Source organism: Delftia deserti (assembly GCF_042653485.1).
GTDB lineage: Bacteria > Pseudomonadota > Gammaproteobacteria > Burkholderiales > Burkholderiaceae_C > Comamonas > Comamonas acidovorans.
Window position 1 is genome coordinate 6,968,388 of sequence record NZ_JBHSIH010000001.1, and the last position, 14,227, is coordinate 6,982,614.

The 14,227-nt window shown below is 65.2% G+C and carries 10 protein-coding genes; 3 read left to right on the top strand and 7 right to left on the bottom strand.

Going from position 1 to position 14,227, the window contains the following annotated elements:
- Positions 1-37 precede the first annotated feature (37 nt).
- Complete coding sequence (locus ACFPFG_RS32720; RefSeq protein WP_183021980.1) at positions 38-1,084, bottom strand: quinone-dependent dihydroorotate dehydrogenase; 1,047 nt, start codon at positions 1,082-1,084, stop codon at positions 38-40.
- A gap of 34 nt (positions 1,085-1,118) precedes the next feature.
- On the opposite strand from ACFPFG_RS32720, the gene rpiA reads away from it, so the two are divergent.
- The gene (rpiA, locus tag ACFPFG_RS32725; protein ID WP_312371976.1) at positions 1,119-1,811 is read left to right on the top strand and encodes a ribose-5-phosphate isomerase RpiA; all 693 of its coding nucleotides are present in this window, start codon (positions 1,119-1,121) and stop codon (positions 1,809-1,811) included.
- A 21-nt stretch (positions 1,812-1,832) separates the two neighbouring features.
- Here the strand turns inward: rpiA and ACFPFG_RS32730 are convergent, their stop codons facing one another.
- The 6 genes from ACFPFG_RS32730 to ACFPFG_RS32755 all read right to left on the bottom strand — a co-directional run bounded on the left by ACFPFG_RS32730 (position 1,833) and on the right by ACFPFG_RS32755 (position 9,445).
- On the bottom strand, positions 1,833-2,207 hold the full coding sequence (locus ACFPFG_RS32730) for a hypothetical protein (protein WP_220808979.1): 375 nt from the start codon (positions 2,205-2,207) through the stop codon (positions 1,833-1,835).
- Positions 2,208-2,250: 43 nt separating this feature from the next.
- Positions 2,251-2,946, bottom strand: a complete 696-nt coding sequence (locus ACFPFG_RS32735) for a glutaredoxin family protein (RefSeq protein WP_380110033.1) — start codon at positions 2,944-2,946, stop codon at positions 2,251-2,253.
- A 214-nt stretch (positions 2,947-3,160) separates the two neighbouring features.
- Positions 3,161-5,209, bottom strand: a complete 2,049-nt coding sequence (locus ACFPFG_RS32740; protein WP_312371973.1) for a M3 family metallopeptidase — start codon at positions 5,207-5,209, stop codon at positions 3,161-3,163.
- Between the two features lie 75 nt (positions 5,210-5,284).
- A complete protein-coding gene (gene folD / locus ACFPFG_RS32745; RefSeq protein ID WP_183021985.1) occupies positions 5,285-6,139 on the bottom strand; it encodes a bifunctional methylenetetrahydrofolate dehydrogenase/methenyltetrahydrofolate cyclohydrolase FolD in 855 nt (284 codons plus the stop codon).
- Between the two features lie 85 nt (positions 6,140-6,224).
- Complete coding sequence (locus ACFPFG_RS32750; protein ID WP_012205807.1) at positions 6,225-6,875, bottom strand: response regulator transcription factor; 651 nt, start codon at positions 6,873-6,875, stop codon at positions 6,225-6,227.
- A complete protein-coding gene (locus tag ACFPFG_RS32755) occupies positions 6,872-9,445 on the bottom strand; it encodes a PAS domain-containing sensor histidine kinase (protein WP_183021986.1) in 2,574 nt (857 codons plus the stop codon). The genes ACFPFG_RS32750 and ACFPFG_RS32755 overlap by 4 nt, the downstream gene beginning before the upstream one ends.
- Before the next feature lie 320 nt (positions 9,446-9,765).
- On the opposite strand from ACFPFG_RS32755, the gene aceE reads away from it, so the two are divergent.
- Positions 9,766-12,483 carry a pyruvate dehydrogenase (acetyl-transferring), homodimeric type gene (aceE, locus tag ACFPFG_RS32760; RefSeq protein WP_183021987.1) on the top strand — a complete coding sequence of 906 codons (2,718 nt, stop codon included), beginning with the start codon at positions 9,766-9,768 and terminating at the stop codon, positions 12,481-12,483.
- A gap of 19 nt (positions 12,484-12,502) precedes the next feature.
- Positions 12,503-14,215, top strand: a complete 1,713-nt coding sequence (aceF, locus tag ACFPFG_RS32765; RefSeq protein WP_380110037.1) for a dihydrolipoyllysine-residue acetyltransferase — start codon at positions 12,503-12,505, stop codon at positions 14,213-14,215.
- Positions 14,216-14,227 lie beyond the last annotated feature (12 nt).

The following is a 14,227-nucleotide window of genomic DNA, read 5'->3' on the forward strand; positions in this document are numbered from 1 at the left end:
TGGCTACTGCCCGGCAACTGTCTTTCTGGCACCGGCCTCAACGCAGCTGGGCTATGGCGCGTGCGGTCTCGGGCACCAGGGCAGGGCCTCGGTAGATCAGGCCGCTGTAGATCTGGACCACGTCGGCGCCTGCGCGGATCTTGCTGACGGCATCCTCGCCGCTGAGAATGCCGCCCACGCCGATGATGGGGTAGCGGCTGCCCAGGGCGGAACGCAGCTGGCGGATGACCTGGTTGCTGGCTTCCAGCACCGGCGCGCCGGACAGGCCTCCCGTTTCCTGCGCGTGGGGCAGGCCCTTGACGGCTTCCCGGCTGATCGTGGTGTTGGTGGCGATCACACCATCCATGCCATGGCGCTGCAGCGTGGTGGCGATGACGCCGACCTGCTCCTCATCGAGATCGGGTGCGATCTTCACGAACACCGGCACCCGCTTGCCATGCTGCGTGGCCAGCTGCTCGCGGCGCTCGGCAATCGCACCCAGCAGGGCGTCCAGCGCTTCGTCGCTTTGCAGGGCGCGCAGGTTCTTGGTGTTGGGCGAGCTGATGTTCACCGTCACGTAGTCGGCATGCGGGTACACGCCGTCCAGCGCCTTGAGGTAGTCGCTGGTGGCGTCTTCGATGGGAGTGGTGGCGTTCTTGCCGATGTTCAGCCCCAGCAGCATGGGCTTGCCCTGGGCGCGGGCCTGTGAGCGCCTGACGTTGCTCAGGAAGGCATCCAGGCCTTCGTTGTTGAAGCCCAGGCGGTTGATCAGCGCATTGCGTTCGGGAATGCGGAACATGCGCGGCTTGGGATTGCCGGGTTGCGGGCGGGGTGTCACGGTGCCCACCTCGACGAAGCCGAAGCCCATGGCGGCCAGCGCGTCGATGCAGCGTGCATTCTTGTCCAGACCCGCTGCCATGCCCACGCGGTTGGGGAACCTGAGGCCGGCAAGTTCGACGGGGTCACTCACCATGGGCTGTGCCCATGCCTGCTGCAGGAGCGTGTTCTGCCCCTTTGCCATCAGGCTCATCGTGAGATCGTGGGCGGATTCGGGGTCCATGCCGAAGAGAAAGGGACGGGTCAGGGCGTAGGGGATCAGAGACATGGGGATAATCAAAGGATTACCTGGATTTTCCCTCATGACGACATCTGCTGCCTCTTTTTCCCAAGATGAACTCAAAGCCCTGGTCGGGCAAGCCGCACTGGCCTATGTGGTGCCCGGCGAAATCGTCGGCGTGGGCACCGGCTCCACGGTCAACAAGTTCATCGATGCACTGGCCACCATCAAGGACCGGATCCCGGGCGCCGTGTCCAGCTCCGTGGCCAGCACCGAGCGCCTGAAGGCGCTGGGCATCAAGGTGCTGGATGCCAACGAAGTCGCCAGCCTGTCGGTCTACATCGACGGCGCCGACGAGATCGACGGCCGCGGCTACATGGTCAAGGGCGGCGGCGCCGCGCTGACGCGCGAGAAGATCGTCGCTGCGCTGGCCGAGCGCTTTGTCTGCATTGCCGATGCCTCCAAGCGCGTCGAGGTGCTCGGAGACTTTCCGCTGCCTGTGGAGGTGATTCCCATGGCGGCTGCCCAGATTGCGAACCGCTTCAAGGCCCTGGGTGGCCGCGCCGAGATCCGCATGAAGGACGGCGTGCCCCTGGTGACGGACAACGGCCAGCACATTCTTGATGTGCGCGGCCTGAAGATCTCCGAACCGCTGGCCTTCGAGTCCGAAGTCAACCAATGGCCTGGCGTGGTGACCGTGGGAGTGTTTGCGCACCAGAAGGCATCGGTCTGCCTGCTGGGCACGCCCGAAGGCGTGCAGACGCTCAACTATTGAGCGAAGGCCCCCCGGCCTCGGCTAGCCGAGGCTCTCGAACGCCACGGCGCCTGTGATCCATGCGAGCAGGGCCACTGCACCCAGGCACAGCGCGCGCAACGAAGCTTGCGCGCGCTGTTTCTTGTGGCGCTGCATGAGCAGGGCGATGGCCGCCAGCCCCGTGTAGACGGCAAGGAACGCAGCCGTCGTCATGTAGTAGGCCAGGCGGTTGAGGCCGTTGCCCAGGCCTCCGTCATGCATGAACCACAGCGTGATCAGGCAAGGCACCAGCACCAGACTGGCCAGCCTGAAAGGCTCTCGCCATGAAGGCCTTGCAACCAGGCTCCACACGATGAGCGCGGGCAGGCCGACAAGCGTGGCAAGCCTTGCCATGGTCCAGACCACATCGGACAGCATGGAATCCACTGCCGGGCTCGTGATTGCTGCGGCAGGCGCTTGCCTAGAAGCTCAGGCCTGCGGGGTTGTCGTTGGTGCGTGCACCAGGCGCCGGGGCGGGCGTGGGAAGGCGCCTGCTGCCCTGGTCCTCGGCAGCGGCGGGTGCTGCTGTGCGCGCCGATGCAGCCGCCGACGCAGCGGGCGTAGGCGTGGTCAATGGCTGTGCCGATGGACGCCTGTACTGGGCAGGCAGTTGCGAGGTGGCGGGATAGCCTGCGGCGTCCAGGTACTGGGTCCATTCGCTGGACGAGAAGCCGCTCAGGAACTGCTTGCCAACGGTGGCAAACGGCAGGCTGTTCTGGCCGCTGAGCTTTTGCAGGGCAGCGGCGTCCGCCTCGGTCTGCACCAGGCGCTCGGCATAGGGAATGCCTCTGGCTTGGAGCAACTGGCGCGCGCTGTCGCAGGGCGCGCAGTCGGACGAGGTGTACAGCGTTACCGGAAAGCGGCCGGCGATCTGGCGCAGCGCATAGGGCAGGTTGGCATTGCTGTCAGCGGTGCCCGCGACTGACGGGGCGGCAGGCGCTGCCTGCTGCTGGGCGCTTTGGGCCGGGCGGTCCGAGAAAGTGACCTTTCCATCGGGTCCGACAATGCGGTACACCTGTTGCGCACCGGCCGGCAGTGCTGTGGCAAGGCAGGCGAGGGCGAGGCAAGGCATCAGGTGGCGCAGCGCGCCGTGGCCAGAGCTGAGTGAAGACTGCATGGACGATCTCGATTGAAGGAGAGAAGGGTTGCGTGCCAGGCATGGCCAATGCGCCGCTGGATGGATGCCTGACCATGAGTGCCTGCAAGCATAGCGTGCCATCCACCCAGGGCTGCCTTGCCGCACAGCCGGATGTGGTGGTGCGCATCCGGCCGCGTTGGGCGGGCCAGGAAAAAGCGCCCCATCAGGGCGCTGCAGACCTGGGGCCGGGCTCTCAGGCCCGGGCCATGCCCTGGTGGCGCAACAGTGCATCCAGCTGGGGTTCGCGGCCACGGAAGGCCTTGAACGACTCCATGGCCGGGCGCGCGCCCCCGGCCTCCAGAATCGCCTCGCGGTAGCGGCGGCCCGTTTCGGGGTTGGGCGTTCCATCGGCGAGCATGGTTTCCTCGAAGGCCGCATAGGCATCTGCCGAGAGGACTTCGGCCCACTTGTAGCTGTAGTAGCCGGCTGCATAGCCGCCTGCAAAGATGTGGCTGAAGGTGTGGGCCGAGCGGCTGTAGGGGGTAGACGGCAGCACGGCCACCTCGGCGCGCACGCGGGCCAGCAGCGGCATGATGTCTGCCTTCGGATCATGCTCGGTATGCAGCAGCATGTCGAACAGCGAGAACTCGATCTGGCGCAGCGTCTGCATGCCCGACTGGAAGTTCTTGGCCGCGATCATCTTGTCGTACAGGGCGCGCGGCAGCGGCTCGCCGCTGTCCACGTGGGCGGTCATGTGCCTGAGCACTTCCCATTCCCAGCAGAAGTTCTCCATGAACTGGCTTGGCAGCTCCACGGCATCCCATTCCACGCCCGCGATGCCCGAGACGTCGCGCTCGTTGACCTGGGTCAGCATGTGGTGCAGGCCGTGGCCGGTTTCATGGAACAGCGTGATCACGTCATCGTGCGTGAGCAGGGCAGGCTTGCCATCGACGCCGGTGGCGAAGTTGCAGACCAGGTGAGCGACCGGCGTCTGCAGCCTGTGGTTGTCGGGGCGCAGCCAGCGGGTACGCACATCGTCCATCCAGGCGCCGCCACGCTTGCCCGATCGCGCCGGCTGGTCCAGGTAGAACTGGCCGACCAGCTCGGGGCCTTGCGGCGTGCTGCGCTCGATGCGGTAGAACTCGACGGCAGGATTCCAGACCGGCGCCGCGTCGCGGCGGATGGCCACGTCGAACAGCGTCTCGACGATCTTGAACAGGCCGGCCAGCACCTTGGGCGCAGGGAAGTACTGCTTGACCTCCTGCTCGCTGAAGGCATAGCGCGCCTCCTTGAGCTTTTCGGAGACATAGGCCCAGTCCCAGGGCTGGGGATCGGCCAGGCCCAGCTCATCGCGTGCGAAGGCTCGCAGGTCGGCGACATCCTTCTCGGCATAGGGGCGGGCCCGGTGCGCGAGATCGCGCAGAAAGTCGATCACCTGCTGTGGCGAATGCGCCATCTTGGGAACCAGCGAAATCTCGCCGAAATTGCGGTAACCCAGCAACTGCGCCTCCTCCTTGCGCAGGGCCAGGATCTCCGAGATGTTGGCCGTGTTGTCGAAGCGGATGGCATCGCCCTCGGCCTGGTCGGAGGCGCGTGTGACATAGGCGCGGTAGAGCTTCTCGCGCAGCGCACTGCTGGCTGCGAACTGCATCACGGGCAGATAGCAGGGCATCTTCAGCGTGAGCTTGAAGCCTTGCTTGCCTTCGGCTTCGGCGGCGGAGCGGGCTGCCTGGCGCACATCCTGCGGCACGCCGTCCAGCTCTTCGGCCGTGGCGTAGTAGGCGAATGCATCGGTGGCGTCGAGCGCGTTCTCGCTGAACTTCTGCGTCAGTTCGGCCGAACGTTCCTGGATCTTGGCAAAGCGCAGCTTGTCCTCGCCCCGCAGCTCGGCGCCGGAGAGCACGAAGTTGCGCATGGCATGGTCCCAGGCCGCACGCTGCTCGACATTGAGCGTGGCGGGGTCAATGGCCTTGTACTTGGCGTACAGGCGCTCGTCGGCACCCAGGCGTGTCCAGAATTCGGTGACCTTGGGCAAGGACTCGTTGTAGGCGGCGCGCAGCTCTGGCGTATCGGCCACGCTGTTGAGGTGGCTGACGGCGCCCCAGGCCGTTCCCAGCTTCTCGGTGGCGACATCGAGCACGGCCGAGATCGAATCCCAGCGCGCCGGAAAGTCGGGTGCCGTGACGGTCTCCAGGGCCTCTGCGGCCCCGGTCAGCAGGATATCGATGGCCGGGCCGACATCGGCAGGGCGTATGCGATCGAACAGGGGCAGGTCGGAGGATTCGAGGAGGGGATTGCTCATGCGTGTCAGATGCCGTCGGGTGCATTGAAATCAAGCGGCTCCCCAGGGAGCCGCCCGATGGTTGTCAGCTCCTGGTCAGCCGGCGGCGCGCTCGGCCGCCTCCATGGTGTTGACCAGCAGCATGGTAATCGTCATGGGTCCGACACCGCCGGGTACGGGCGTGATGAAGCCGGCCACTTCCTTGACGCCGTCAAAGTCCACGTCGCCGCAGAGCTTGCCTTCGTCGTTGCGATTCATGCCCACGTCGATGACCACGGCGCCGGGCTTGCACATGTCGGCCGTCAGCACGTTGCGCTTGCCGACGGCGGCGACCACGATATCGGCCTGGCGCGTCATGGCGGCAAGATCGGCCGTGCCGCTGTGGCAGATGGTCACGGTGGCATTGGCGGCCAGCAGCATCATGGCCATGGGCTTGCCGACGATGTTGGAGCGGCCGATGACCACGGCGTGCTTGCCGCGCAGGTCCTTCATGCCGATGGATTCCAGCATCTTCATGCAGCCGTAGGGGGTGCAGGCCTTGAAGCCGACTTCGCCCACCATCAGCGCGCCTGCGCTGGCCACGTGAAAGCCGTCCACGTCCTTGAGCGGCGAAATGGTCTCGATGACCTTGTGATCGTCGATGTGTGCGGGCAGCGGGAGCTGGACCAGGATGCCGTGGATGGCCGGGTCGTTGTTCAGCGCCTCGACGCGGGCCAGCAGTTCGGCCTCGGTCATCGAGGCATCGTACTTCTCCAGCACCGAATGAAAGCCAGCGTCCTCGCAGGCCTTGACCTTGTTGCGCACATAGACCTGGGAGGCCGGGTTGTCGCCGACCAGGACCACGGCCAGGCCGGGCGTGGTGCCGTGGGCCTTCAGGGCTGTGGCGCGCTGGGCGACTTCGGCACGCAGTTGGCGGGAGAGGGCGTTGCCGTCGATGAGTTGGGCTGTCATTGCAGTGAATACCAATAAAAATGCTGCTAGGGCTTGTTGATCAAGCGCTAGCAGCTCTTTGAAAAAAGCGGTGGTGTCTCTTGGCTTATCCGGCGACGGCTGCCTTGGCCGCCGCAGCGGTCTGGCCCTGGCCCAGGGCGATCTTGAGCAGATCGGCCACGGTGTTGGCGTTGAGCTTTTCCATGATGTTGGCGCGGTGCGCCTCCACCGTCTTGATGCTGATGCCAAGATCGTCGGCGATCTGCTTGTTCAGCCGGCCGGCGACGATGCGCTCCAGCACCTGGGCTTCACGGCTGGTCAGCTTGGCCAGCAGCGCATCGCGGCTGGCGGCCTGCTGGTGGCCGGCAAAGGCTTCGCGGGCATGGTCCAGCATGCGCTCGACCAGGTTCAGCAGTTCCTCTTCGTTGAACGGCTTCTGGATGAAGTCCAGTGCGCCCTTCTTCATGGTGTTCACCGCCATGGGCACGTCGCCGTGGCCGGTGATGAAGACGATGGGCAGGGGGGACTTGCGTTCGATCAGGCGGTCCTGCAGCTCCAGGCCCGTCATGCCGCCCATGCGGATGTCGACGATGAGGCAGGCGATCTCGCGTGGGTCGTAGCGCGAGAGGAAGGTCTCGGCCGAGTCGAAGCAGCGCACACGATAGTCCTTGCCCTCCAACAACCATTGCAACGAATCACGAACCGCTTCGTCGTCATCAACTACGTACACAGTGCCTTTTTTCGGGATCAAGCTCATGCAATCGTCCTTGTTGTGGGTTCAATGGTCGCTGCCGGCGTTGTCGCGTCGCCCGGCGGGGCCAGCGGCAGCCAGAATGAAAACCGGCAGCCGACAACCTCGGAACCATTGTAGAGGTTCTCGGCACGCATCCGGCCCTGGTGGGACTCGACAATGCTGCGGCACAGATTCAGGCCCATGCCCATGCCTTCGCTCTTGGTGGTGAAGAAGGCCTCGAAGAGTCGCTCCAGCACCTCGGGCGGCAGGCCCTTGCCGGTGTCCTGCACGTTGAATTCGATGACGCGCTGCTCCTCGATGGTGCGCGGCACCACACGCAGTTCCACATTGCGCTGGTGGCTGGGGCGGCCCGACTGTTCGATGGATTCGGCGCCGTTCTTCATGAGGTTGACTAGCACCTGCTCGATGAGGATGGTGTCGGCCATGATGGCCGGCATGCGCTCGGCCACGTGGTAGGTCAGCTGCACATTGCGGCGGCGCAGCTCGATCCCGGCCAGCTCCACGGCCTCGCTGACCATGTCGGTGACCTGGGCCAGGGTGCGGTTGGGCTCGCTGCGCTTGACGAAGGAGCGTATGCGCAAAATGATCTGCCCCGCGCGCTGCGCCTGGTGGGCGGTTTTCTCCAGCGCGAACTTCATCTGCTCTTCGGTCAGCGTGCCCTTTTCGAGCCGGGTGAGCATGCCGCTGCAGTAGTTGCTGATGGCGGTCAGCGGCTGGTTGAGTTCATGGGCCACGCTGGAGGCCATCTCGCCCATGGTAATCAGACGGCTGACGGACTGGGCATGCTCGGCCTGGCGATCGGCCTGTTCCTCGGCCAGGCGGCGCGGCGTGATGTCGGTGGCAATCACCATCTGGGCCAGGCGGCCGTCCACCCAGCTCAGGTAGCGCGATCGCACTTCCAGCCACTTGCCCAGTTCGGGCAGGTAGATCTCGGCGTTTTCGCTGCGTGCGCTGGTCAGCGAGTCGGTGGGCAGGCCCATGAGGCCGTCCTCGTCGTCCATGCCTTGCGGCTGCGAGCGCACGGGCAGCACGCCGGCCTGGGCAACGAGCTGCAGGTGGCCATCGGTCTGCGAGCCGAACCATTGCCGGTACAGCTTGTTGGCGAACAGCAGCTCGGCGCTGCCCAGCGGGGCGACGGACACAGAGGCGTCCAACGCCTCCAGCACGATGGTGAAGCGTTCGTAGGAGGCGGACAGCTGCTCGCGGATGCGGTTGGGCTCGGTGATGTCGGTCATGGACGACATCCAGCCCGTGTGCTGACCATGGGCGTCGATCAGCGGCGAGACATACAGGCGCGCATCGAACTGCGTGCCGTTCTTGCGCTGCACGCGCACCTGGAAGCCGCCGACGATGGTCTTGCCCGAAAGCTCTTCGCGCAGCTTGGAGTGCAGGTTGTCGTAGTCGTTGTCGGGCCAGTAGGAGTAGGGCGGCATCTGGCCGACCAGCTCTGATTCGCTCCAGCCCGTCATCTGGCAGAAGGCGGCATTCACATAGGTGATGCGGCCTTGCAGGTCCAGCGCGCGCATGCCGGTGAGCACGGAGTTTTCCATGGCGCGGCGGAAGTTGGTCTCGGCGACCAGGGCCTCCTGGGCGCGCTGGCGGCGGCGCGTGTGGCGCCAGGTGGCCAGCAGCAGCCATGCCGTCATGGCACTGAGCGTGCCCACCAGCCAGAACAGGCCGCTGCCGACCACGCCCAGCGAGGTGCGATAGGCCTGGGCGCGCAGCACCAGGCTGTTGCCCACGGGGGCGACGGGGGCCTCGTCCTCATTGGCAACGGTGCGCCAGCGCAGCAGCTCGGTGGCGGTCTGCTTGCGCGGCGTCAGCGGCGTGCCTGCCAGCACCTGGCCGCGGCTGTCGAGCATGGTCATGGCGTAGCGGGCCATGATTTCGGTAGGCGTGCCGTAGCGCAGCAGGCTGTCGATCGAATACTCGCCCAGCAGTTCGCCGATATAGCGGCCGTCCTGTGCCAGCGGCACATGCAGCTGCAGCAGCGGCGCTGCCTCCCCCTTGTGGGCCAGTCCCTGCACGTAGATGGGTTGCTGCATCTCGCGCGCGAGCTGGTAGGCCTCCAGCGCATCGCCGGCGCGCAGCACTTCGCGCGGGATGCGCAGCTGCTCGCTGCTCACGGTGGGTGCGGACTGGCTGGCCAGGATGCGCCGCTGTGCGTCGATCCAGGTGATGGACTGCAGTTCCGGGTACTGGCTGATGAGTGCTTCGGCGCGGCTGGCGAAGTCGGACTCGCCCAGGTCGTGATTGCCGATGTCGCGCGCCATGCGCATCAGTTGCTCCTGGCGCTCCAGCAGGCGCAGGCGCACGCGTTGCTGGGCGTATTCCACGTCGCGGTGCAGCGCTTCCTTCTCGCGGTCTATCTCCTCCATGCGCAGATACCAGAACGAGGCCACGATGGCCGCCATGAACATCAGTACGGCTGCGAGGGGGGCGAGGGCCGCGAAGCGGTCCTGGCGCGTGGGGGAAAGACTGCGCCACCAGCTGCGCCACCAGCGCACTGGCGCGGCCACGCCTGCCATGGGGGCAGGGCTGTGCGTGCCGTGCTCGGAAGGGGAGGATTGCATGCGCCCAGTGTAGGGGAGAGTCTGACTGTTTTTAAGGAGTATTGAAGTCGCCACGGAGGCGCTTCGGCGACGTTCTTTGGAGTCTTCACTGTATGTGCGTTTGCAGCATAATTTCAAATTATGAAATCAGAAAGCACCATTTGAAATTCGAAAAAAGTATGCGACACTCGCCGAGCATTGAGGCAGTGAATCGGTATTTTCAAGTTCGCCAGACAGGGTCTGTGCCGCGCAAGGCGTGGTGAACTACCCGCCTGCGTTGGCGCTCTGTGCCGCTCACTGGTTCGACCCCAAGACGCTACCTTCTGCAAGGAGACATTCCCATGACAGCTCAGACTGACCCGCAAGGCAATGCAGGCGTTCCCGCCGGCCTGGACCAACAAGAATCGCGCGAATGGATGGACGCCCTGTCGGCCGTCATCGATCGTGAAGGCGCCGAGTACGCGCACAAGCTGATCGAGGACCTGCTCGAGCACGCACGCCAGAACAGCGTGGACATGCCTTTCTCGGCCAACACCGGCTATGTGAACACCATCGAGGCCTCGCAGGAAGCCCGCTGTCCCGGCAACCTGGAAATCGAAGGTCGTCTGCGCGCCTACATGCGCTGGAACGCCATGGCCATGGTGGTCAAGGCCAACCGCCTGCACCCGCCCGAAGGCGGTGACCTGGGCGGCCACATCGGCTCCTTCGCCTCGCTGGCCAACATGTTCGCGGCCGGCTTCAACCATTTCTGGCATGCCGAAAACGAGAACCACGGCGGCGACTGCCTGTACATCCAGGGCCACGTCTCGCCCGGCATCTATGCCCGCGCCTACCTTGAGGGCCGCATTTCCGAAGAGCAACTGCTGAACTTCCGCCAGGAAGTGGACGGCAAGGGCCTGTCCAGCTACCCGCACCCCAAGCTGATGCCCGAGTTCTGGCAGTTCCCTACGGTGTCCATGGGCCTGGGCCCGCTGATGGCCATCTACCAGGCGCGCTTCCTCAAGTACCTGCATGCCCGCGGCATTGCCGACACCGAAAGCCGCAAGGTCTGGGTGTTCTGCGGCGACGGCGAAATGGACGAGGTCGAGTCGCTGGGTGCGATCTCGCTGGCCGCGCGCGAGAAGCTGGACAACCTGATCTTCGTGATCAACTGCAACCTGCAGCGCCTGGACGGCCCGGTGCGCGGCAACGGCAAGATCATCCAGGAACTTGAAGGCGAGTTCCGCGGCTCCGGCTGGAACGTCATCAAGCTGCTGTGGGGCAAGGGCTGGGACGAGCTATTGGCCAAGGACAAGGACGGCGTGCTCAAGAAGATCATGGCCGAGTGCAACGACGGCGACTACCAGTCGTTCAAGGCCAATGACGGCGCCTACGTGCGCAAGAACTTCTTCGGCCGCGATCCGCGCGCGCTGAAGATGGTCGAGCACATGAGCGACGACGAGATCTGGAACCTGCGCCGCGGCGGCCACGATTCGCAAAAGGTCTATGCGGCCTTCCACGCTGCCAATTCGCACAAGGGCCAGCCCACCGTGCTGCTGGTCAAGACCGTCAAGGGCTTCGGCATGGGCAAGATCGGTGAAGGCAAGAACACCGTCCACCAGACCAAGAAGCTGGGCGACGAGGACATCAAGGCTTTCCGCGACCGCTTCAACATTCCAATCCCCGACAGCCAGATCGCCGACCTGCCTTTCTACAAGCCGGCCGACGATACCCCGGAAATGCGCTACCTGCACGAGCGCCGCAAGGCCCTGGGTGGCTACCTGCCGCACCGCCGCGTGAAGGCCAGCGAGCAATTCACGGCGCCTGCGCTGGATACCTTCAAGGCCATCCTCGAAGCCACGCCCGAAGGCCGTGAGATCTCGACCACCCAGGCCTATGTGCGCTTCCTCACGCAGCTGCTGCGCGACAAGGAAATCGGCCCGCGCGTCGTGCCCATCCTGGTGGACGAGGCCCGTACCTTCGGCATGGAAGGCCTGTTCCGCCAGATCGGCATCTACAACCCCGCTGGACAGCAGTACACCCCGGTCGACAAGGACCAGGTGATGTACTACCGCGAGGACAAGGCTGGCCAGATCCTGCAGGAAGGCATCAACGAAGCCGGCGGCATGAGCAGCTGGATCGCGGCAGCCACGAGCTACAGCACGAGCAACCGGATCATGATCCCGTTCTACGTGTACTACTCGATGTTCGGTTTCCAGCGCATCGGTGACCTGGCCTGGGCGGCCGGCGACATGCAGGCGCGCGGTTTCCTGCTGGGCGGCACTTCGGGTCGCACCACGCTGAACGGCGAAGGCCTGCAGCACGAAGACGGCCACAGCCACATCCTGGCCAACACCATTCCCAACTGCGTGAGCTACGACCCGACCTTCGCCCACGAAGTCGCCGTGATCATGCAGGACGGCCTGCGCCGCATGGTGCAGAACCAGGAAAACGTCTTCTACTACATCACGCTGCTCAACGAGAACTACGCCATGCCCGGCCTCACGCCCGGCACCGAGCAGCAGATCATCAAGGGCATGTACCTGTGCAAGCCCGGCCAGAAGGTGCCGGAAAGCGGCCTGCGCGTGCAATTGCTGGGTTCGGGCACCATCCTGCGCGAATCCTTCTTCGCCCAGGAGCTGCTGCTGGCCGACTGGGGCATTGCCGCCGACGTGTGGAGCTGCCCGAGCTTCAACGAACTCACCCGCGACGGCCAGGATGCCGACCGCTGGAACCTGCTGCATCCGCTGGACACCCAGAAGGTGCCCTTCGTCACGCAGCAGCTGCAGTCGCACAATGGCCCGGTGATCGCATCCACCGACTACATGAAGGCCTACGCCGAGCAGATCCGCCCCTACATGCCCAAGGGCCGCACCTACAAGGTGCTGGGCACCGACGGCTTCGGCCGTTCGGACTTCCGCCGCAAGCTGCGCGAGCACTTCGAAGTGGATCGCCACTACATCGTGGTTGCCGCACTGCGCGCGCTGGCCGAAGAAGGCAAGATCAACGCCACCACCGTGGCCGAAGCGATCGCCAAGTACGGCATCAAGGCCGACAAGATCAACCCGCTGCACGCTTGAGTAAGAACGGGAGACACATATGGCATTGGTAGAAATTCAAGTCCCCGATATCGGTGATTTCGACGAAGTTGCTGTGATCGAAGTGCTGGTCAAGGCCGGCGATCAGATCAAGGCCGAGCAATCGCTGATCACCGTGGAGTCCGACAAGGCCTCCATGGAGATCCCCTCCAGCCACGCTGGCGTGCTCAAGGAACTGCGCGTCAACATGGGCGACAAGGTCAAGCAGGGCAGCATCATTGCCGTGGTCGAGTCGGCGGAAGCCGCTGCCCCGGCACCTGCAGCCGCCGCACCGGCCCCCGCCGCTGCAGCCCCGGCCCCGGTGGCTGCGCCTGCGCCGGCCGCTGCTCCCGCCGCCGCGCCTGCGGCCTCGGGCGCCGCCACGCAGATCGACATCAAGATTCCCGACATTGGCGACTTCAAGGACGTGGCCGTGATCGAGATGCTGGTCAAGGTCGGCGACACCGTGACGGCCGAGCAATCGCTGTTCACCGTCGAATCCGACAAGGCCTCGATGGAAATCCCGTCGCCAGCGGCCGGCACCATCACGGCGCTGACGCTCAAGATCGGTGACACGGTCAACGTGGGCGACGTGGTCGGCCAGATGAGCGTGCAGGGCGCCGCCGCGCCTGCAGCCCAGGCTGCGGCCCCGGCACCTGCTGCTGCAGCCCCTGCACCTGCTGCTGCAGCCCCTGCACCGGCTGCTGCTGCCCCGGCCGCTGCAGCTCCCGTGGCTGCCGCTGCAGCATCGGCTCCCGCCGCTGCACCTGCGCACAACCCCACCGTGGCGCCCACGGGCAAGCTGCCCCATGCGTCGCCTTCGGTACGCAAGTTCGCCCGCGAGCTGGGTGTGCCGCTGGACGAGGTCAAGGGCTCGGGCAACAAGGGCCGCATCACGGCCGACGACATCCAGGCTTTCACCAAGTCCGTCATGGCGGGGGCCGTGCAGACCAAGGCCCAGGCCGCGACCGCTCCCAAGGGCGGCTCCGGCGGCGGCGCAGGTCTGGACCTGCTGCCCTGGCCCAAGGTGGACTTCGCCAAGTTCGGCCCGGTCGAGCGCAAGGACCTGTCGCGCATCAAGAAGATCAGCGGCGCCAACCTGTCGCGCAACTGGGTCATGATCCCGCACGTCACCAACAATGACGAGGCCGACATCACCGACCTGGAAGCCTTCCGTGTCTCCACCAACAAGGAGAACGAGAAGAGCGGCGTCAAGGTGACCATGCTGGCCTTCGTGATCAAGGCGGTGGTTGCGGCGCTCAAGAAGTTCCCCGAGTTCAATGCCTCGCTGGACGGCGACACCCTGGTCTACAAGCAGTACTTCCACGTCGGCTTTGCGGCCGACACGCCCAATGGCCTGGTGGTCCCCGTGCTGCGCGATGCCGACAAGAAGGGCATCCTGCAGATCAGCCAGGAAATGGGCGAGCTGGCCAAGAAGGCCCGCGACGGCAAGCTGGGCGCTGCCGACATGCAGGGCGGCTGCTTCTCGATCTCGTCGCTGGGCGGCATCGGCGGCACGAACTTCACCCCCATCATCAACGCCCCTGAAGTGGCCATCCTCGGCCTGTCCAAGGGCCAGATGAAGCCGGTGTGGGATGGCAAGCAATTCGTGCCGCGCCTGACGCTGCCGCTGTCGCTGTCCTATGACCACCGTGTCATCGACGGTGCCTCGGCCGCGCGCTTCAATGCCTTCCTGGGCCAAGTGCTGGCGGACTACCGCCGCATCCTGCTGTAAACGGAGGCCCGA

Bases quoted from the DNA above. Each gene is read 5' to 3' on its own strand.
- ACFPFG_RS32720 (WP_183021980.1), bottom strand. From the start codon at position 1,084: ATGTCTCTGATCCCCTACGCCCTGACCCGTCCCTTTCTCTTCGGCATG.
- rpiA (WP_312371976.1), top strand. From the start codon at position 1,119: ATGACGACATCTGCTGCCTCTTTTTCCCAAGATGAACTCAAAGCCCTG.
- ACFPFG_RS32730 (WP_220808979.1), bottom strand. From the start codon at position 2,207: ATGCTGTCCGATGTGGTCTGGACCATGGCAAGGCTTGCCACGCTTGTC.
- ACFPFG_RS32735 (WP_380110033.1), bottom strand. From the start codon at position 2,946: ATGCAGTCTTCACTCAGCTCTGGCCACGGCGCGCTGCGCCACCTGATG.
- ACFPFG_RS32740 (WP_312371973.1), bottom strand. From the start codon at position 5,209: ATGAGCAATCCCCTCCTCGAATCCTCCGACCTGCCCCTGTTCGATCGC.
- folD (WP_183021985.1), bottom strand. From the start codon at position 6,139: ATGACAGCCCAACTCATCGACGGCAACGCCCTCTCCCGCCAACTGCGT.
- ACFPFG_RS32750 (WP_012205807.1), bottom strand. From the start codon at position 6,875: ATGAGCTTGATCCCGAAAAAAGGCACTGTGTACGTAGTTGATGACGAC.
- ACFPFG_RS32755 (WP_183021986.1), bottom strand. From the start codon at position 9,445: ATGCAATCCTCCCCTTCCGAGCACGGCACGCACAGCCCTGCCCCCATG.
- aceE (WP_183021987.1), top strand. From the start codon at position 9,766: ATGACAGCTCAGACTGACCCGCAAGGCAATGCAGGCGTTCCCGCCGGC.
- aceF (WP_380110037.1), top strand. From the start codon at position 12,503: ATGGCATTGGTAGAAATTCAAGTCCCCGATATCGGTGATTTCGACGAA.